This is a genomic window from Serratia sp. Nf2, assembly GCF_003028435.1.
GTDB lineage: Bacteria > Pseudomonadota > Gammaproteobacteria > Enterobacterales > Enterobacteriaceae > Serratia > Serratia marcescens_L.
Genome location: NZ_PYTW01000001.1, coordinates 806053 through 824632, shown reverse-complemented (window position 1 = coordinate 824632; position 18580 = coordinate 806053). Strand labels below are relative to the sequence as shown.

Sequence of the window (18580 nt, the reverse complement as noted above, 5' to 3'; positions counted from 1 at the left end):
CGCGGGCGCCCAAAAATTCTTTGCAGGATAACGATTTATCGCTCATCATTTGAAATGATGTTTCACTTTCATCCATCGAGCCCACCTTGAACCTGTATGCCGCACTGCGTCAGCGCGTGGAAAATACGCCCTGGTACGCCAAACGGAAAAGCTACCGCGTGTTGTTCTGGCGCGAAATCACGCCGCTGGCGGTGCCGATCTTTCTGGAGAACGCTTGCGTTCTGTTGATGGGGGTGCTGAGCACCTTTCTGGTGAGCTGGCTAGGCAAAGAGGCGATGGCCGGGGTGGGGCTGGCGGACAGCTTTAACATGGTGATCATCGCCTTTTTCGCCGCGATAGATCTCGGCACCACCGTGGTGGTGGCCTTCAGCCTCGGCAAGCGCGATCGCCGGCGGGCGAGGGCGGCGGCGCGCCAGTCGCTGGTCTTGATGACCGGCGTGGCGGTGCTGTTGGCGGCGGGCATTCATCTGGCGGGTGAGCCGATCATCGATGTGATCGCCGGCGAGGCCTCACCGGAGGTGAAAGCGCTGGCGCTCTCTTACCTGCAGACCACGGTGTGGAGCTACCCGGCGGCGGCAATTGCGCTGATCGGCAGCGGCGCCCTACGCGGCGCGGGCAATACCAAGATCCCGCTGCTGATCAACGGCGGCATGAATATCCTCAATATCATCATCAGTAGCATCCTGATTTACGGCATGCTGGGCTGGCACGGGCTGGGCTTCATCGGCGCCGGGCTGGGGCTGACGATTTCACGCTATATCGGCGCCATCGCCATTCTCTATGTGCTGTCGATCGGTTTTAACCCGGCACTGCACATCACGCTGAAAAGCTATTTCACGCCGCTGAAGATGAGCATCCTGTGGGAGGTGCTGGGGATCGGCATTCCCGCCAGCGTCGAATCGGTGCTGTTCAACGGTGGCAAGCTGTTGACGCAAGTGTTCGTCGCCGGCATGGGCACCAACGTGATCGCCGGCAACTTCATCGCTTTTTCTATCGCTTCGCTGATCAATTTGCCGGGCAACGCGCTGGGCTCGGCCTCGACCATCATCGTAGGCCGGCGGCTCGGTAAAGGCGAGATCGGTCAGGCGGAGCGGCAGCTGCGCCATATTTTCTGGTTGTCGACCCTTGGGCTAACCGCCATCGCCTGGGGCACGGCGCCGCTGGCCGGCGTCTTCGCCGCGTTCTATACCTCGCAGGATGACGTAAAAACGGTGGTGAAAACCCTGATTTGGCTCAACGCCGCCTTTATGCCGATCTGGGCCGCTTCCTGGGTGTTGCCCGCCGGGCTGAAAGGGGCGCGCGACGCCCGCTTTGCCATGTGGGTGACGATGCTGGGCATGTGGGGGTGCCGCGTGGTGGCCGGCTACGCGCTGGGCATCGAGCTGGGCATGGGCGTGGTGGGCGTCTGGCTGGGGATGTTCCTCGATTGGGCGGTGCGTGGCGCTTTGTTTTACTGGCGCATGGTCAGCGGGCGCTGGCTGTGGAAATATCCGCGGGTGAGGCGAGAGGGGAAAGGTTAACCGTGTATTATCGGGGAACTACCGGCGCCGATTGAACGGCCGCCGGCAAGAAAATGGCGTCGTCAGGAGTGGTGAGTCGAAGGATACCAGCGCAGTGAGTTATTGACAGGGCCTTGGGTGACCAGCACTTTTCCCTTGCTCGCCAGGCTCAGCAGCAAATTGCGCGCCTGATAAATCGTCAAGTCGTTGGACTCGGCCAATTGGCGCGTGGTGGGCCATTCGCCGGGGGGCGGCGGCGGCGTTTCCATGGCTGAAGGGCACAGGTTGTGTAGCGTCGTGAGTAAATGTTGCTGCAGGTTTTGCAATTCTTGTTGTTTTGAAGTCCGTTTTGCCATGTAAGCCTCCCTTAAACTTCAGGTGAGTTTTGATATAGCGGTAAAAGATGGGTCAGAGAATAGCGCTGGTTGCCGACAAGACGCTCCTGAGCTATTCCCAGACGGCCGTCTGAACCTGATATTTCCGCCGCTATAACCCGGTGGCGCGCAAGGGACTGGATGGAGAATTCTGTTACCGGGGTCCCGGCCGGCTGTGTGTATTGGCTGTATTTCATTGTTTTTCTCCATGGTGTACTTCCGAGCCTGGTTTCACCTGTTCGGATTGTTAAGTCTTCCTTCTCTTTTCCGACGCATTATAACGCAAATGGCAAAATGGCGATCATTAATGTCGTGGAAAATATGTTTTTCGATACAATTGACTGGTGTTATTGATTTTACGATCTGTTGTCTCGCAAAAATATATTCGTCTCGTGGTTTTTGGGCTTATATTTTGTATTTATTGGTTTTGATTAAAATGACTTTCCAAGGTGTGAGTGTTTTTGTAAGAATAACCAGGCCAAAATGAGCGGGTAAGAGGGAACTTATTTTAAATATCTCTGAAGGGTAAGTTTTTAGACGATCTTTATTTAAGCGTGTTTTTCTTTTGCCTGCTTAGCTATTCGTTTATAACCCTGATTGGGTGGCAATGAATTGATAGTCGCGATTTCACAATTGCGACGTCTTTCTTTTTGGCGATGAGTAATACCGTTATTCATTCTGGAATGTATAAATGGCTGTTAAAGGAACGGGAGCAATCCTGCGCTTTTTACACAATATTAAAGGAATAAGTGAATTATGAAACTGAACAAAATCATGCTGGCAACTGTTCTGGCGTTTGGCGTGTCTTCTCTGGCGAATGCCGCCGATCAGGGTCATGGCAAAGTGACTTTTACCGGTTCTATTATTGATGCTCCTTGCTCTATTGCGCCTGAGTCGGTCGATCAAACTGTGGAAATGGGGCAGATTTCCAATGTCGCGCTGAAAAATGGCGGCAAATCAGCGCCGCGTCAGTTCGATATTAAACTGGAACAGTGCGACACCTCCACGCTGAAAACCGTCACCACCACTTTTGACGGCAAGGCTTCCGCCGCGAACCCAGATCTGCTGGGCATCATCGGTACCGCCAGCGGCGCCAGCATCGCCATTACCGACATGGCGAGCAATCCGATCAAACTGGGCACCGCAACGGCTCCTCAGACGTTGAACGACGGCAACAACACGCTGCGCTTCGCGGCTTACCTGCAGGGTGACGGCGCTTCCGCCACCGTGGTTCCAGGTGATTTTACCGCCGTAGCCGATTTCAAACTGGCTTACCAATAAGTCTCATCGCCATTGGCGTGACGTCTTTTATGCATGCGGGATACCCCGCATGCATTTTCCCAGGATGAAGGGTATTTGTCAGGGGTATTTAATGAACCGGTTTATTTACCATTTAGTGTCTCCTTGCATATTGATGACCATGCTAGTTATTCCGGCCACTCAGGCTGCTCCCAAGGTTCAGGGATGGGGGCGAGTGAATATGCAAGGAGCCATTATCGATACCGCTTGCGCCATTGCCGCCGGCAGTCGCGATCAGACTATCGATATGGATGTGTTGCCGCTGGGAAATATCGCGCGCGATGGACAGGGCAATACGCGCCCATTCACCATCGAATTAATCAACTGCACGTTTGAACGGCCAAAGCCCAATTTGCCTGACTGGAAGCAATTCCAGGTTGTTTTTGACGGCGATGCCGATGGCGAGTTATTCGGCGTGCGCGGAGACGCGAAGGGTGTGGCGCTGCAAATATCCGATGGCCAAGGGAATATCGTGGCGCCCGGTGTGCCTTTGCCGCGTGGCGATATTTCACCAGGAAGCATGTCGCTCAACTATTCCATCAAGCTGGTTGCCAATAATCAACCGCTACATGCCGGGAGCTATTTTTCTGCGGTGCGCTTCAAGCTGGATTATTACTGAATTTTTTATTACGGCTTACGGTGGGCCGCAACGACGGAAATATACGATAAAGGTTAGGGATATGATGTTATCACCTGCTGGGAAGCTATTTCGATTTCAGGTTTTGGGGTTATGTATCACGCTGGCGCTGGGAAGTTCATCAACGCGTGTTTACGCTGAAGACGGTATTCAATTTAATACTGACATTCTGGATGTTAACGATCGGAAAAATATCGACCTAAGCCAATTTTCCCGCAGCGGCTACATTATGCCGGGGAGTTACAGCATGGTGGTTCATATCAATAAAAACGAACTACCGGAGCAAAAAATATCGTTTTATCCGCCGGACAACGATCCGGACGGCAGCCGGGCCTGCATCACCAAAGCGTTGGTCGAACAATTGGGGCTGAAGCAAGAGATGATGCGATCGCTCAGCTGGTGGCATCAGGGTGAGTGTCTGGACGAATCCAGCCTTAAGGGCATGGAGTCGCGCGGCGATCTTGCGACGGCTGCGATCTATCTGAGCGTGCCGCAGGCTTACATGGAGTACAGCTCGGAAGACTGGGATCCGCCGTCGCGCTGGGATGAGGGTATTCCGGGGTTGTTGTTCGACTACAACCTCAATGCTCAAAGCCGGCATCAGCAAAAGGAGGGCACTCGCGAGTATAGCGTCAGCGGCAACGGTACCGCCGGCGCCAACCTCGGCGCCTGGCGTCTGCGCGCCGACTGGCAGGGGCAGCTCAACCATCAAACCGGTGTCGGGCAGCCTACCGATAAGAAGTTGGACTGGAGCCGCTATTACGCCTATCGCGCCATCCCCGCGCTGCGTTCGCGCCTGACGCTGGGTGAAGATTATTTGGATTCGGGCATTTTCGAGAGCTTCCGTTTTTCAGGCGCGAGTCTGGTCTCCGACGACAATATGCTGCCGCCCAACCTGCGCGGCTATGCGCCAGAGGTGGTCGGCGTGGCCAAAACCAACGCCAAGGTGACCATCAGTCAGCAGGGGCGGGTGATCTATGAAACCCAGGTGGCGGCGGGGCCGTTCCGTATTCAGGACATCAATGACGCCATCTCCGGCGAGTTGGATGTGAGGGTGGAAGAACAAGACGGCAGCATACAGGCGTTCAAGATGAACACCGCCAGCATTCCGTATCTGACCCGCCCGGGCTCGTGGCGTTTCAAACTGGCGGCGGGCAAGCCGTCCGACTGGCAACACCACTCTCGTGGGCCGCTGTTTGGCACCGGCGAATTCTCATGGGGCATCAGCAACGGCTGGTCGTTGTATGGCGGCGCGTTGGCGGGCGGCGATTATAACGCCCTTTCGCTGGGCGTGGGGCGCGATCTGATGATGTTCGGCGCGCTGTCGTTCGACGCCACTCAATCGCGGGCGCGCCTGCCGCAGCAGGAAAAAACGCTGAGCGGCGGTTCTTACCGGGTGAGCTATTCGAAAACCTTCGATGAGTTGGACAGCCAGGTCACCTTCGCCGGCTACCGTTTCTCGGAAGAAGACTACATGAGCATGAGCGAATACCTCGACGCGCGTTATTACGGTAATCGGGTCGGCAACAACAAGGAGATGTACACCATCACCTTTAACAAGCAGTTCCGCGACTGGGGGTTGAGCACTTACCTCAACTACAACCATCAGACTTATTGGGATCGCCCGGCCAATGACCGTTACAGCCTGACGGCGTCGCGCTATTTCGACATCGGCGACTTCAAAAACCTAAGCCTGTCGTTGTCGGCTTATCGCAACCGTTACAACGAGACCAACGACGACGGCATGTATCTGTCGCTGTCAATGCCGTGGGGCAATGGTGCCACTCTCAGCTACAACACCACGGTGAATCGCAACGACAACACTCATCGCGTGGGGTACTACAACCGCGTCGACGAACACAACAACTATCAGGTGAGCGCCGGCAGCGCGCGTAGCGGCGCCAATTTGAACGGCTACTACAACCACGAGGGCGACGTGGCGCGTCTGAGCGCCAACGCCAGCTATCAGGCCGGTCGCTACAGCGCCGTTGGCCTGTCCGCGCAGGGAGGGATGACCGTCACGCAGGAAGGCGGCGCGCTGCATCGCTCTACCGTTATGGGCGGTACGCGCTTGTTGCTGGACACCAACGGCGTAGCCGGGGTACCGGTGCGCGGCTACGGCAGCACCGTGAGCACCAACCGCTTCGGCAAGGCGGTGGTGGCGGACGTCAATAGCTATTACCGCAACAAGGCCAGCATCGATCTGAACAAGCTGGGAGACAACGCCGAGGCCACCCGATCGGTGGTGCAGGCCACCCTGACCGAAGGGGCGATTGGCTACCGCAAGTTCGATGTGATAGCCGGTGAGAAGGCAATGGCGATCGTCAAACTGGCGGACGGCAGTACGCCGCCGTTCGGCGCTACGGTGCTGAACGCCCGCAAACAGGAAACCGGCATCGTCAACGACGGCGGCAGCGTCTACCTGAGCGGCATCAACGCCGGTGAAACCATGACGGTCCACTGGAATGGCGCCGCACAGTGCCAAATACAGCTGCCGTCTTCGCTGCCGACCGACATGCTGATGCGCACATTGCTGCTGCCTTGCCGGCCGCTCGCCCCGGCTGAATAAATTCATCATTCTGAATCTGGAGTAATCGACAACATGCAGAACATTTCCCTGAAGACCGCGGCGGCGATCGCCCTGTTGAGCACAGCGATGTCGCAGCAGGCATCGGCGGCGATCGCGCTCGATCGCACCCGGGTGATCTTTGACGGCGGCCAGAGCTCGGTCAGCCTGAACCTCAGCAACCAGAACAAACAGCTGCCGTATCTGGCGCAGGGGTGGCTGGAGGACGAGCAGGGCAACAAGATTCAGAGCCCGCTGGTAGTGCTGCCGCCGGTGCAGCGCATCGAGCCGGGCAAACCTAGCCAGATAAAGATTCAGGCGCTGCCGGCGGCCAAGCAGCTGCCACAGGATCGCGAGAGTCTGTACTACTTCAATTTGCGCGAGATCCCGCCTAAGAGCGACAAACCGAACACGCTGCAGATCGCGCTGCAAACGCGTATCAAGCTGTTTTACCGGCCGACGGCGATTGTGCCGAGCCGCGCCGACATGGCGACGCCGTGGCAAGAGCAACTGACACTGACGCGCCAGGGAGACGGCTATCAGGTCAATAACCCGACCCCTTATTACATCACCATTGTCGATGCCGGGAGCAAAAAGCACGGCGAAGGCGCGCAGGGTTTCGAGCCCTTCATGATCGCGCCCAAGAGCAATGCGCGGCTGACCGTGAGCGCGGCGGCCCTGGGCGGCAGCCCGGTGCTGACCTATATCAACGACTACGGCGGCCGGCCGCAGCTCAGTTTCAGCTGCAGCGGCGGCAGTTGCAAAGTGGTGCCGGAAAAGAAACCGGCTTCATAACCCTCTGTTCAGGCCGTTATCGACGGGAGAGTGACTCAGGTGCAAAGGATGAAACGAAAACTGAAAAAGGACAGCCTGCCGCAGCGCTGCGAATGGCGCTATTACGCCGCGATGGGCGGCCTGGCGCTGATGTTGCCGCTGCTATTGCCGAAAGCCGTCGCGGCCGACAACTGGCAGGTGGAAGGCGCCAACGGCGTGTTGCAGGTGCGCGGCGCGCTGACGGAGAGTGCCTGTCGGTTGGAGATGACCAGCGCGCGGCAGGATATTTGGCTGGGGGAAACCGGCACCGCACGCTTGCGGCAGGCCGGCGATCGCGGGCTGCCGGTGGCGTTCGAGCTGCGCTTGCAGGATTGTCTGCGCGCCTCGACCAGCCAGCGCGATGCGCGCACCGGCGCGCTGACCTGGGCGCCGAACCAGCCGGCGGTGACGGTCAGCTTCGGCGCGCCGACGGATATGGACAATCCACAGTTGGTGAAAGCGCAGGGCGTTTCTGGTCTGGGGCTGCGCCTGCTGGACGGCCGCGGCCGCGACGTTCGCCTGGGCAGCCGCGGTGAGCCGCTGATGCTGACGCCGGGGCAGAATACCTTGAGCTACACCGTCGCGCCGGAGCGAACCGCGGCACCGTTGATGGCCGGCGCTTATCGGGCGGCGGTGGATTTTAGGCTGAGTTATGACTGAGGCGGCGAGATGGCGCAGAAGATGAAACGAAGCCGAACGGCGATCTGGCTGGTGGGGCTGTTGGCGCTGATTCAACTGTCGGCTAAGGCGAACACCCTGGTAAACGTCCGGGTCACCGTGCTTTCGCCCCCCTGCATCATCAACGGTGGGCAGCCAATCGAGGTGAATTTCGGCGATGAAGTGATGACCACCCGGATCGACGGCAACAACTATCGGCGGCCGGTGAACTATACGCTGACGTGCAACGGGCAGAGCAGCAACGCTCTCAAATTGCAGGTTCAGGGGGCGGCTGCCGGTTTCGACGGTCAATTGTTGCGCACCAGCCAGGACGGACTGGGTATCGCGCTGCTTCACGGGGGAGGCCGCTGGCCGATCAATCAGTGGTTGAATTTTACCTATCCCGTCACGCCGACGCTTGAGGCGGTGCCGGTGAAATCGGCCGCTGCCAAACTGACGGCGGGCGAATTCACCGCCGGCGCGACGATGAAAGTGGACTATCAGTAACGCAGGAGCGAGAGCATGAAACAGCGTTTAACGGCGAGCGTGCTGCTGTGCGCCGGCGTGGTGTGCCACTTCGCATGGGCGGATAAAACGGTCGATATGCAGTTCCGCGGCACGCTGATTGAGCCGCCGCCCTGCACCATCAACGATGATGGCGTGATCGATGTGGATTTCGGCGATCGCGTCGGTATCAATAAGGTCGACGGCGTGAATTACCGGCAAACCATCGGCTATCGCATTACCTGCGAGCCGGGGATCGGCAAGTGGGACATGATGTTGAGCCTGAACGGCACGGCGACGTCTTTCGATGAGGCGGCGGTGCAAACCAACCACCGTTATCTGGGCATTCGCATTTACCAAAATGCCGCGCCATTCAAAGTGGGCAGTTCGCTGCCCATCGATCCGCTCAAGCCGCCGGTGCTGGAAGCGGTGCCGGTCAGCAAGGCGGGGGAAACCTTGACGGAAGGGGCGTTCGACGCCACTGCGACCCTGCAGGCTGACTACCAGTGAAGGAGGGAACACGTATGAAAATGACGCCAAGACGCTGCTGGGCGACGGCGGGGCTGTTGCTGTTTTCACTGGGCGCGAGCGGCATGGCGCGTGCGGCGGACAATCTGTATATGCACGGCGCGCTGGTGGCGGAGCCCTGTGTCATTCAGCCGGGCGACGAAGATATCCAACTGGATTTCGGCACCGTGGTCGACAAATACCTGTACTTGAACCAGCGCACGTTGAGCCAACCGTTCGCGCTGCGGCTGTCCGAATGCGATCTGAGCCTGGGAAAAACGGTGTCGATCACCTTCAAGGGCGAGGAAAACCCGCAGTTGCCGGGGCTGTTGGCGCTGGCGGCGAGCAGCGAGGCCAGCGGGATCGCCATCGGTATGGAAACCGCGCAAGGGCAGCCATTGCCGCTCAACAGCGCCGGCGGCAAGTACCCGTTGCAGAACGGCAGTACGGTAATCGCTGTGCAGGCTTACGTGCGGGGCGAACCGGAGGCGCTGGCGAAGAAGACCATTGGTCGGGGCGCGTTCAACGCCATTGCGACTTTCAACCTGGACTATCAATAAACGCCGGGCCGGCCCGGTATTTGGCAAAACAGAATAAGGACCTGACGCGATGCAGCGTGCTCACTTCAGATGGATGTCTCTACTGCTTGGCCTGGTGCCGGGGCTGTGCTCGGCACAAATCTATTCGTACGTCACCCAAAGCACCGGCTCTCCCTCCAACGCTAGCTATAAGTTCGTGCTTGAAAGCTGGGATATGGACGACCTGTCGCCCAATCCCTGCTATCAGCAGGCAAATTGCGCCATCGGCATTAACCACCGGCATACCAGCACCAACACCGGGGGCACATCTTCGGTGTCACCGTCTGCCTACGTTGTCGGCTCGACGCGTTATCCGCAAATTACTCAATTGGCGACGATGGGCGAGCTCAGCCGTTTTTATCAAAGCATCTATCCGTTGCCGATACAGGGGAGCACTTCGCACGTGGGGGAGTCGATCACTCAGGAGTGCGTCGGGTTGTTTTACAACACGCGCTCCGGTTCCGCGGTAACGGGAAGCAATGCGCGCCTGATGCCCAGCAGCGTCTGCGGCATCGCGCCGCCGCCGGTCGGGGTGTGCGGCATTGATGAGCAGCAGCTCGATTTGAACCATGGGGTGCTGCAGGACACTGAACTGGCGGGCAATACCGCGCGCGGCAGTCTGCGGGTGGTGTGTTCGCAGAAGATGAATATCGTCATGTATATCCGCACCGGTAGCAACGGCCGTTTGGATCTGGGCAACAACTCGGGCGTCTACAGCACGCTGCGCATCAATGGCGTGTTGGGCAATCAGGGGTATCCGTTCACTGCCGACACGAGCGGCATCACGTTGCCGGTCACTTCAACGCTCGGCGTGACCGGAACGGTCAAAGCGGGTGATTACTCGGGCCAATCGGTCGCCATTCTGGCGCTGCCGTAGCCGCATTACCCGCGCCGCGCGCCGTCGCGATACCGCGTTATGCCGTTGAGTCGCCCGCCATCGGGGGGATGACTCACGCTCGGCGGCGGCCGGGAAGGATTATTTCAAAGGGAGTGTGCCGATGGAAAGCACCATCACTCTGGCGTTTATCGATAATGACCGTTTCTTTATCGAAGGATTGCAGCGGCTGCTGCTGGCGTATTTTTCGCGCCGAGGTATGCGGGTTCAACTGCTGGACGCCGCACAGGCGCACCGGGCGGATATGGTGTTCCAGTCCGTGGAGCGAGACTGGCAGGCGCGTTTCTGCCTGTGTTCAGTGAGCGGCAGCCGACCGATCAACTTTGCGCTGCGTGAGCCGGGCGATACTCGCTGGCGCGATAAGCCGCGATGCATCAGCGAAGCGGGGGTGATCTTCCGCAATGACTCACCTGGCAGCGTAGTCGGACAGCTGGACCTCGCACTGGCGGGGATGGCGGCGCGAGCGTACGGCGGTGAAGCGCGCCGGTGTCATTGGTGTGAACGGCAGCGCATTACCCGTCGTGAGCAGGACGTGATGCGCTATCTGGCCTGTGAATTGCCGCAGACCACCATCGCGCGCAACCTGCACCTGAGCGTGAAAACCGTCAGCAATCACAAACAGGCGGCGATGAGAAAACTGGGTTTCAAACGCAACGTGGATCTCTACCACTGGCTGCGAATGGGCGGGTTGAAAACCGTAGAGCGGCCGTGAGGGCGCGGCTCAGGCGCCTGAGCCGCTGCGGCGTCAATACAGGAGGGTCATCGCGCTGAAAAACAACAGCGTCAACGCGATGATGATGACGTTTTGCGTGGCTTTGCGCACCAACCTGCTGGCGCTCAGCCGGCTGTCGATGACGTAGAGCAGCGGCACCATCAGCAGCACGTAGGCGAACATCAGCATGGCGGTAAAAGGCTGCACATTCATTCCGGTGGCTCCTGTGAGTCATCTTGGCCGATCAGGTGTACCAGCACGGCCTCTGTTTGAAGGGGAAGCCCGACAAAGGGCGAATTGACGAGGGCAGGCGGCTCGAACGGCAGGCCGGCGCGCCGCGTCTTCACCGCCGCTTGCAGGATCTTCTTTTGGTGTCTTTGCGTGTGGTCGACCATGCGCCTCCGAATAGGGCCGCCCGCAGGCGGCCGACTGCCGTATTGCCCATTAAGGTGGAGAAGGATTGCGGGCCACTGCCGGGGCCACGCACTTATAATATTGCGAATGATAATTATTATCAATAATGAAAATGAAAAAATTAAGGGTATTGCGGGCGGCGCATTAGGCGGGGCGTAAAAAGAAAAAGCACGCCTTGCGGCGTGCTTTGCGGGGTACTAACGGCGGTGGTTACTTCTGATCGGGCAGCGCGTAAGCGACCACGTAGTCGCCCAGCTTGGTGCCGAAGGAACCGTGGCCGCCAGCGTAGATCAGCACGTACTGCTTGCCGTTGGCCTCATAGGTCATCGGCGTCGCCTGGCCGCCGGCCGGCAAGCGCGCTTCCCACAGTTTTTCACCGTTGGTCACGCTGAAGGCGCGCAGATAGTTGTCAGCGGTGGCGCCGATGAAGAACACGTTACCGGCGGTGGTCACCGGGCCGCCCAGCATCGGCATGCCCATTTTGAACGGCAACGGCAGCGGTGAGCTGTCGCGCACGGTGCCGATGCGTTTTTTCCACACGATGTCGTTGGTTTTCAGATCCACGGCGGAAATGTAACCCCAGGCCGGCTGTTTGCACGGCAGGCCGAACGGTGACAAGAACGGGTTCAGGGTAACGCCGAACGGTACGCCATATTGCGGCTGTACACCGGATTCGGTGCCGCTGCCGCCTTTGTCGCCTTCCGGCGGCTCAATCGGGTTGCCTGGACCGCGCGGGATCAGTTTGGACACGAACGGCAGCGCGATCGGGTTGGCGATGGCGATTTCGCGATCGGTATCGACGGCCAGGCCGCCCCACTCGAACATGCCCAGGTTACCCGGGAACACCAGCGTGCCCTGCTCGGATGGCGGGGTGAAGGTGCCTTCGTAGCGCAGGCTGTGGAACATCACGCGGCAGACCAGCTGGTCATAGATGGTCGCCCCCCACATGTCCGCACCGGTCAGTTTCTTCTCAGGACGGAAGGTCAGCTCGGAGAACGGCTGGGTCGGCGACAGGCGATCGCCTTTGGCCGGGCCCTGCGGTACCGGTTTCTCCGGCGCCGGCACCACCAGTTCGCCGTTGGTGCGGTTCAGCACGAAGATGTTGCCGGTTTTAGTCGGCACGTAGATGACCGGCACTTTTTTACCGCTCTTGTCGGTAATGTCCGCCAGGGTCGGCTGCGCAGGCACGTCCATATCCCACAGGTCGTGGTGGACCGTCTGATAGAACCAGACCAGTTTGCCGGTGGAGGCGTTCAGCGCCAGCAGGCCGCTGGCGTAGCGCTCCATTTCCGGGGTGCGGTTGCCGCCCCAGATGTCCGGCGTGGCGACGCCCATCGGCAGATAGACGATATCCAGCTTGGCGTCATAGGCGGCCGGCGCCCAGGAGTTCGGCGAGTTCGGCACGAAGTGATGCTCGTCCGCCGGGATGGCGTTCGGATCTTTCGCACCCGGATCGAAGGCCCACAGCAGCTTGCCGCTGTTGACGTCGAAGCCGCGGATCACGCCGGAAGGCTCACGATTGGAGTAGTTGTCGGTCACGGCACCGGCGACGACGATCACGTTATCGGTGATCACCGGCGGTGAAGTCGGTTCGTAGTGGCCCGGCGTCGCATACGGCATGTTGCTCTGCAGGTTCAGCTCGCCGTTGTTGGCGAAGTCCGGGCACGGTTTACCGGTTTCGGCGTCCAGCGCGAACAGGCGGCCGTCGTTGACCGGCAGAATGATGCGGCGTGCGCACATCGCCGGCGCGGCGTTGCCGGCAGCCTCTGCGGCGGCAGCGGTTTCGTGGTAAGACACGCCGCGGCAGGTGATGTGCTGGAAGGTCGGGTTGTACTTCAGCTGCGGATCAAACTTCCATTTTTCTTTACCGGTGGCAGCATCCAGCGCAAACAGCTTCTGGTGTGGCGTACACATGTAAAGGGTATCGCGGATCTTGATCGGCGTGACTTCGTTGGTGATCTCACCCGGATCGTTGGCGGTCTTCAGATCGCCGGTCTGGAAACGCCAAACCTCTTGCAGCTGGCCAACGTTTTTGTCGTTGATCTGGCTCAGCGGCGAGTAACGGGTGCCTTCCTGGGTGCGGCCATAGGCCGGCCAGTCGGCGCCGGTGGCGTCTTTCGGCTGTACCTGTGCGGCGTCGAGGGTGCCGTTGATCTCTTGCGGATCGTTGAATACGGCATAGGCCAGCGCGATGACGGTGATGACCAGCGCCGCGCTCAGCGCACCATAGGCGAACTTGCCGTTGGCGACCAGCTTACGGTAGATAAACGGCAGCACCAGCCACAGGCCGAAGAAGAAGGTGACGTCCAGGCGCGGCGTCAACGCCCAGAAGTCCGGGCCGACTTCCCACAGGGCCCAAACGGTGGTGCCCAGCAGGAACACCGCGTACAGCAGCAGCGCGGTGGCGCGGCGGCGGAACAGCAGCCAAGAGGTCGCCAGCAGCACCAGCCCGGCGATGATGTAATACAGCGAACCGCCCAATTTGGCCAGCCAAATGCCGCCGCCGAGCAGATAAAGCCCGCTCAGGGCGGCAAACAGCGCCGTTATGACGATAAGCGGCGATAGTGACGCTTTATTTTGCATAGCAATACCCTTACCAAAAATGAAAGTCCCCGATTTAGAGATTAAGCCAAATCGGAAAAAACACGCGGTTTCTCCCTAATATTTCAGCGGGAAGCCGCTAGGGTGACGTAAAACCCATCCCGTCTTTTAACCTTAAGGTGCTTTGCCTTATTCAAAGCGGTAAGACAAGGTGGCGCCGCCACCCCAGTTGCGACCCGGCGCCGGCTCGAAATAGCGGCCGTTGCCTTCATTGACGATCACCGAACCGACGTAACGGCGATCGAAAATATTGTCCACCCGGCTGAACACGTCCAGCGCCCAGCGATTCCAGGTAAAGCGATAGCCGGCGTTTACGCCGGCCACGGTGTAAGAGGGGGCCTGCGCGCTGTTGGCGTCGTTGGCCTGAATGTCGCTCATGTAGCGCAGCTCCGCGCCGGCGTGCCAGCCTTCCGGCGGCGCAAACGCCAGCGAGGCGTAGCCCATGTTGCGTGCGATGCCCGGCAGGCGATTGCCGGCGGGAATGGTCTGGGCCGGGGTACAAGCGGCTTTGCCGCACATATCGCTGCGGTAGGTGGCGTCCAGCAGCGTCCAGGCCATATGCAGGCGCCAGTCCAGCGCAAACTCCTGATCCAGCGCCAGCTCCAGGCCGCGCCGCCGGGTTTTGCCGGCATTGGCGTAGCTGGTGCGTCCGCCGCTGCTTTCCGCCACCACCAACTCGTTGTCGGTATCGGTCTGGAACAGGGCGGCGCTCACCAACCCGTTGCCGAGGCGCAGCTTGCTACCGAGTTCAACGGTGTCGCTGGTGGACGGCTGCAGGCCGATATTGAGGCCCGTCTGGCCGTCGGGGCGGTAGGAGAGTTCGTTGATGGTCGGGGTTTCAAAGCCGCGGCCGGCGGAGAGATAGACGTTCCACGCCGGATTGATCTTGTAGTTGAGCGAGCCCATCGGCAGCCACTGGTGGTAGCGTTTGCTGCCGCTGTCGTCGCCGTTGCGCGGCGTGATGTAATAGTCGGTCGAGTCGAAGCTGACCGTGCTGTAGCGCAGGCCGGCGTCCAGCGTCCAGTGCGGCGTCAGTTGCCAGGAGGTTTGCAGGTAAGGATCCAGGTTCCAGATGCGGTTCTTCTCGTTGCGCCGCTGGTCGCCTTTCTCGCCGTAGTCCACTGTGCCGTCTCGCAGAATAAAGTTTTCGAACCCCTGGCGGCGTTCCGTCATGGTTTCATAATCCAGACCGCCGATCAGTGTTACCGGTAACGATGCGAGAGTATCCTCATGCTTCCAGCGAGTGTCAATGCCCTGATATTTTCTTTCCAGCACGATCACCCCGCCGGCGTGGGTGGGGTTGAGCTGCGGCCCCATCGGGATCGATTGATACTGCGTGGTGTGGCGCTCGCCGTGGTAGGCGGTCAGGGTCAGTTCGTCGCGCTCGCTCATCTGGCGCTGATAGCGCAGGCCGGCCTGGGTCTGGTCGAGCGATTTGCGGGTGTTGTATTGATCCGCGCGCGGCGCCTGGCGCGGGTTTTCCTTCCACTCTGCCTTGGTCAGGCCGCCCGGATCGCCGGCGTCAATCGAGACGCTGTTGAACATCAGCGTCAGGGTGCTGACGTCGTCGAGCCGCACGCCGAGCTTGCCGTTGCCGAGGTTTTTCCGCGCGGCGCTGTGATCGCGGTAGCCCTGGGTGGTAAAGCGGGTGCCGGAGATGGCGTAGTTGACGTCGCCGGCCTGGGTGCCGTCGCCGGTGGCGCCGGTCGCTTTCACCCCATAGCGCCAGGTGTTGTCGCTGCCGAAATAGCCGCCGGCCTCCAGCGTCGGCGGCTGGGTGCCGGTAATAGTATCAACATTGATTACCCCGCCCGAGGCGTTGCCGTACAGCGCGGAATAGGGGCCGCGCAGCACCTCGATGCGTTCGACGGAATTGATGTCGATATTGGAGGTTTGCCCCTGCCCGTCGGGCATGGTGGCGGGAATGCCGTCGACGTACATGCGCACCCCGCGCACGCCGAACATCGAGCGGCTGCCGAACCCGCGTATCGACAGCTGCAGATCCTGCGCATAGTTTTGCCGGTTTTGAAGCTGCAGGCCCGGCACGCTGCCGAGGTTTTCCGACAGGTTAATCTGCGGGGCGGCGTTGCGCAGGTCCTGGCCGTCGATCACGCTGACGGACACCGGCGACCCCAGCTCGGTCAATCCGGTGGGTTGCGCCATCACCACCAGGGTGTCGCTTTTTTCTTCATTATTTTCTGCCGCCAGCGCCTGGCTGGCGAACATAGGCTGTAGCAATAGCATTGCAGCCGGGGTAAGCACGGCGCTTTTCTTATTGGTCATGGAATAAATCTGCCACTGGTATTGAAAGGGAATCGCAGGTCGATTCAGAGTTAGCCATCTGTCGCTCCATCTACATGACGCTAAACGAAAAGGGTAAGGCATCCTGACATCAGTATAGAGTATCTCGGGCAGGAACGTTCCCGCAAAAACTCCGGTCCCAGCGACGGTTAACGGATTCATGAGCCTGGCTCATAAGCCCAAGCGTATTTCGCCCCATAGTCATGGCGGCAGTTGCGTTTTACAGTCATCACACCGGAGCGGCTCCGCGTCAGGCGGGGCCGGTATCAATCAGCGGGAGAGTGAAGATGCAAACACGCAAGTTGGGGCGTGAAGGACTGGAAGTATCGGCGTTGGGCCTGGGCTGCATGGGGCTGAGTTTTGGCTACGGCCCGGCCACCGACAAACGGCAGGCGATCGATCTGATCCGCGCCGCGGTCGATGAAGGCGTGACGTTCTTCGATACCGCGGAGATTTACGGCCCGTTCACGAACGAGGAATTGTTGGGCGAAGCGCTGGCGCCGGTGCGCGATCGGGTCGTCATCGCTACCAAATTCGGTTTCGACCTGTCGCAACCGGCGGGGCAACAGGTGTTGAACAGCCGCCCGGAGCATATTCGCCGGGCGGTGGAAGGTTCGCTGAAGCGCCTGCGGGTAGAGACGATCGATTTGCTGTATCAGCACCGCGTCGATCCCGATGTGCCTATCGAGGAGGTGGCCGGTACGGTGCAGCAACTGATTCGCGAAGGGAAAGTGAAGTACTTCGGCCTGTCGGAAGCGGGTGCGCAAACCATTCGGCGTGCCCACGCGGTGCAGCCGGTCACGGCGCTGCAAAGCGAATATTCGCTATGGTGGCGTGAACCGGAGCGTGAAATCTTGCCGACGCTGGTGGAACTGGGCATCGGTCTGGTGCCGTTCAGCCCGCTCGGCAAGGGCTTTCTCACCGGCGCCATCACCGAAGACACTACCTTTGACAACGGCGATTTTCGCAACGTGGTGCCGCGCTTCAGTGCCGAAGCGCGCCGGGCCAATCAGACGCTGGTGAGCGTGCTGGGGCAGATAGCGCAGCGCAAGGGCGTGACGCCGGCGCAGATCGCCCTGGCCTGGCTGTTGGCGCAGCAGCCGTGGATCGTGCCGATCCCGGGAACCACCAAGCGCCATCGGCTGGAAGAAAACCTCGCGGCGGCGTCGGTGGTGTTGGCGGCGGACGAACTGGGCGAGATTGAGCGCGCGCTCTCCGCGATTGATGTGATCGGCGATCGTTACCCGGCGCATCTGCAGAAAAACGTCGGGCGTTAAGCCCCGCGCCGCAGCGCCTCAATCAGCAGGGCAAAGGCGGTAGTGTGCTGCCTGCGGCTCGGATAATAAGGTAATAGCCGGGAAACGGCGGGCACCAGTCGTTCAGCGCCATCTGCAACCGCCCGTCGGCCAGCGGCTCGGCGACGGTGTCTTCCGGCACAAAGGCGATGCCGAGGCCGAGCTGCGCGGCGTCGATCCGCTGGCGCAGGCTGTTGAAGGTCAGTTGCCCCTCCACCCGCACTTTGATCTCTCGGCCATCGTGGGCAAATTCCCAGGCGTACAGCCCGCCGAGGGTAGGTAAACGCATGTTGATGCAGCGATGGTTTTGCAGCGCTTGCGGCGTGGCGGGGAGGCCGTAACGGGCGAAATAGGCGGGCGAGGCGACGGGTACCATGCGCATGTCCGGCCCGATGCGCACCGCGACCATGTCCTTCGCCACCTGTTCTCCCAGCCGGATGCCGGCGTCGAAACGCCCGGCGACGATGTCGGTCAGGCTGTTATCGACGGTGATTTCCACGTTGATATCCGGGTAATCGACGAGAAAAGTGCGCAGCACCGGCCACAGCACCGCATCCACCGCGTGTTCGCCGGCGGTGATGCGGATGTTGCCGGCGGGCCGATCGCGCATTTCACCCAGCGCGTTCAGCTCGTTTTCTATCTCCGCAAAGCGTGGACCGATGCTGTTGAGCAGCCGTTCGCCGGCCTCGGTGGGGGCGACGCTGCGGGTGGTGCGCGTGAGCAAGCGCAGCGCCAGGCGCTCTTCCAGCCCGCGAATGGCGTGGCTGAGCGCCGATTGGGAAACCCCAAGCTGCGCTGCCGCTTTGGTGAAGCTGCGCTCCCTGGCCACCATCAGGAAAGCGATCAGATCGTTAAAGTTTTCTTTCAACATACCGGTATCGAAGAGGAAGGTGAGCGCACTGTCGCGCGTAGATTTATGAATTTAACT

General features: G+C 59.9%; 18 protein-coding genes and 1 pseudogene. 12 read left to right on the top strand and 7 right to left on the bottom strand.

The annotated features are described in order from the left end of the window. Window positions 1–86 precede the first annotated feature (86 nt). On the top strand, window positions 87–1520 hold the full coding sequence (locus C9411_RS03910; RefSeq protein ID WP_063990431.1) for an EmmdR/YeeO family multidrug/toxin efflux MATE transporter: 1434 nt from the start codon (window positions 87–89) through the stop codon (window positions 1518–1520). Between the two features lie 62 nt (window positions 1521–1582). Here the strand turns inward: C9411_RS03910 and C9411_RS03905 are convergent, their stop codons facing one another. Beyond that, window positions 1583–1855 (bottom strand): FaeA/PapI family transcriptional regulator, encoded by a 273-nt coding sequence (locus C9411_RS03905; protein WP_063990430.1) that lies wholly within the window; start codon window positions 1853–1855, stop codon window positions 1583–1585. An 11-nt stretch (window positions 1856–1866) separates the two neighbouring features. Continuing rightward, a complete protein-coding gene (locus tag C9411_RS25490) occupies window positions 1867–2070 on the bottom strand; it encodes a hypothetical protein (protein WP_130017216.1) in 204 nt (67 codons plus the stop codon). 559 nt (window positions 2071–2629) lie between these two features. Here C9411_RS25490 and C9411_RS03900 point away from each other — a divergent pair. The 10 genes from C9411_RS03900 to C9411_RS03855 all read left to right on the top strand — a co-directional run bounded on the left by C9411_RS03900 (window position 2630) and on the right by C9411_RS03855 (window position 11041). After that, window positions 2630–3154, top strand: a complete 525-nt coding sequence (locus C9411_RS03900; RefSeq protein WP_033635129.1) for a fimbrial protein — start codon at window positions 2630–2632, stop codon at window positions 3152–3154. A 91-nt stretch (window positions 3155–3245) separates the two neighbouring features. Then, window positions 3246–3791, top strand: coding sequence for a fimbrial protein (locus C9411_RS03895; RefSeq protein ID WP_107226592.1), 546 nt, complete (start codon window positions 3246–3248; stop codon window positions 3789–3791). A gap of 61 nt (window positions 3792–3852) precedes the next feature. Next, window positions 3853–6378, top strand: a complete 2526-nt coding sequence (locus C9411_RS03890) for an outer membrane usher protein (RefSeq protein WP_063990429.1) — start codon at window positions 3853–3855, stop codon at window positions 6376–6378. Between the two features lie 33 nt (window positions 6379–6411). Further along, entirely contained in the window at window positions 6412–7170 is a 759-nt protein-coding gene (locus C9411_RS03885) for a fimbria/pilus periplasmic chaperone (RefSeq protein ID WP_033635126.1), read from the top strand. Between the two features lie 48 nt (window positions 7171–7218). Continuing rightward, window positions 7219–7848 (top strand): fimbrial protein, encoded by a 630-nt coding sequence (locus tag C9411_RS03880; RefSeq protein WP_209007969.1) that lies wholly within the window; start codon window positions 7219–7221, stop codon window positions 7846–7848. 9 nt (window positions 7849–7857) lie between these two features. After that, window positions 7858–8352: a fimbrial protein gene (locus C9411_RS03875; RefSeq protein WP_063990428.1), complete on the top strand. Its 495-nt coding sequence runs from the start codon at window positions 7858–7860 to the stop codon at window positions 8350–8352. A gap of 15 nt (window positions 8353–8367) precedes the next feature. Next, entirely contained in the window at window positions 8368–8859 is a 492-nt protein-coding gene (locus C9411_RS03870) for a fimbrial protein (protein ID WP_063990427.1), read from the top strand. 20 nt (window positions 8860–8879) lie between these two features. Continuing rightward, window positions 8880–9416, top strand: coding sequence for a fimbrial protein (locus C9411_RS03865; protein ID WP_063990447.1), 537 nt, complete (start codon window positions 8880–8882; stop codon window positions 9414–9416). Between the two features lie 73 nt (window positions 9417–9489). Next, entirely contained in the window at window positions 9490–10311 is an 822-nt protein-coding gene (locus tag C9411_RS03860) for an adhesin (protein WP_233221865.1), read from the top strand. A gap of 121 nt (window positions 10312–10432) precedes the next feature. After that, window positions 10433–11041 carry a LuxR C-terminal-related transcriptional regulator gene (locus C9411_RS03855; RefSeq protein ID WP_063990425.1) on the top strand — a complete coding sequence of 203 codons (609 nt, stop codon included), beginning with the start codon at window positions 10433–10435 and terminating at the stop codon, window positions 11039–11041. A 33-nt stretch (window positions 11042–11074) separates the two neighbouring features. Here C9411_RS03855 and C9411_RS03850 read toward each other — a convergent pair whose 3' ends face one another. The 4 genes from C9411_RS03850 to pqqU all read right to left on the bottom strand — a co-directional run bounded on the left by C9411_RS03850 (window position 11075) and on the right by pqqU (window position 16339). Continuing rightward, entirely contained in the window at window positions 11075–11254 is a 180-nt protein-coding gene (locus C9411_RS03850; RefSeq protein ID WP_063990424.1) for a hypothetical protein, read from the bottom strand. Continuing rightward, a complete protein-coding gene (locus C9411_RS03845) occupies window positions 11251–11436 on the bottom strand; it encodes a hypothetical protein (RefSeq protein WP_063990423.1) in 186 nt (61 codons plus the stop codon). Before C9411_RS03845 ends, C9411_RS03850 begins: the two co-directional genes overlap by 4 nt. Before the next feature lie 229 nt (window positions 11437–11665). Beyond that, on the bottom strand, window positions 11666–14038 hold the full coding sequence (locus tag C9411_RS03840) for a glucose/quinate/shikimate family membrane-bound PQQ-dependent dehydrogenase (RefSeq protein WP_107226453.1): 2373 nt from the start codon (window positions 14036–14038) through the stop codon (window positions 11666–11668). 147 nt (window positions 14039–14185) lie between these two features. Beyond that, the gene (gene pqqU, locus C9411_RS03835) at window positions 14186–16339 is read right to left on the bottom strand and encodes a TonB-dependent receptor PqqU (RefSeq protein WP_199200108.1); all 2154 of its coding nucleotides are present in this window, start codon (window positions 16337–16339) and stop codon (window positions 14186–14188) included. 305 nt (window positions 16340–16644) lie between these two features. On the opposite strand from pqqU, the gene C9411_RS03830 reads away from it, so the two are divergent. Continuing rightward, complete coding sequence (locus C9411_RS03830; RefSeq protein WP_063990420.1) at window positions 16645–17634, top strand: aldo/keto reductase; 990 nt, start codon at window positions 16645–16647, stop codon at window positions 17632–17634. Here C9411_RS03830 and C9411_RS03825 read toward each other — a convergent pair. After that, a pseudogene (locus C9411_RS03825) lies at window positions 17631–18523 on the bottom strand (LysR family transcriptional regulator). The gene C9411_RS03830 and the pseudogene C9411_RS03825 overlap by 4 nt on opposite strands. Window positions 18524–18580 lie beyond the last annotated feature (57 nt).

Bases quoted from the DNA above. Each gene is read 5' to 3' on its own strand.
- C9411_RS03885 (WP_033635126.1), top strand. From the start codon at position 6,412: ATGCAGAACATTTCCCTGAAGACCGCGGCGGCGATCGCCCTGTTGAGC.
- C9411_RS03860 (WP_233221865.1), top strand. From the start codon at position 9,490: ATGTCTCTACTGCTTGGCCTGGTGCCGGGGCTGTGCTCGGCACAAATC.
- C9411_RS03905 (WP_063990430.1), bottom strand. From the start codon at position 1,855: ATGGCAAAACGGACTTCAAAACAACAAGAATTGCAAAACCTGCAGCAA.
- C9411_RS03855 (WP_063990425.1), top strand. From the start codon at position 10,433: ATGGAAAGCACCATCACTCTGGCGTTTATCGATAATGACCGTTTCTTT.
- C9411_RS03845 (WP_063990423.1), bottom strand. From the start codon at position 11,436: ATGGTCGACCACACGCAAAGACACCAAAAGAAGATCCTGCAAGCGGCG.
- C9411_RS03880 (WP_209007969.1), top strand. From the start codon at position 7,219: ATGAAACGAAAACTGAAAAAGGACAGCCTGCCGCAGCGCTGCGAATGG.
- C9411_RS03850 (WP_063990424.1), bottom strand. From the start codon at position 11,254: ATGAATGTGCAGCCTTTTACCGCCATGCTGATGTTCGCCTACGTGCTG.
- C9411_RS03900 (WP_033635129.1), top strand. From the start codon at position 2,630: ATGAAACTGAACAAAATCATGCTGGCAACTGTTCTGGCGTTTGGCGTG.
- C9411_RS03875 (WP_063990428.1), top strand. From the start codon at position 7,858: ATGGCGCAGAAGATGAAACGAAGCCGAACGGCGATCTGGCTGGTGGGG.
- pqqU (WP_199200108.1), bottom strand. From the start codon at position 16,339: ATGACCAATAAGAAAAGCGCCGTGCTTACCCCGGCTGCAATGCTATTG.
- C9411_RS03870 (WP_063990427.1), top strand. From the start codon at position 8,368: ATGAAACAGCGTTTAACGGCGAGCGTGCTGCTGTGCGCCGGCGTGGTG.
- C9411_RS03890 (WP_063990429.1), top strand. From the start codon at position 3,853: ATGATGTTATCACCTGCTGGGAAGCTATTTCGATTTCAGGTTTTGGGG.
- C9411_RS03895 (WP_107226592.1), top strand. From the start codon at position 3,246: ATGAACCGGTTTATTTACCATTTAGTGTCTCCTTGCATATTGATGACC.
- C9411_RS03865 (WP_063990447.1), top strand. From the start codon at position 8,880: ATGACGCCAAGACGCTGCTGGGCGACGGCGGGGCTGTTGCTGTTTTCA.
- C9411_RS25490 (WP_130017216.1), bottom strand. From the start codon at position 2,070: ATGAAATACAGCCAATACACACAGCCGGCCGGGACCCCGGTAACAGAA.
- C9411_RS03830 (WP_063990420.1), top strand. From the start codon at position 16,645: ATGCAAACACGCAAGTTGGGGCGTGAAGGACTGGAAGTATCGGCGTTG.
- C9411_RS03840 (WP_107226453.1), bottom strand. From the start codon at position 14,038: ATGCAAAATAAAGCGTCACTATCGCCGCTTATCGTCATAACGGCGCTG.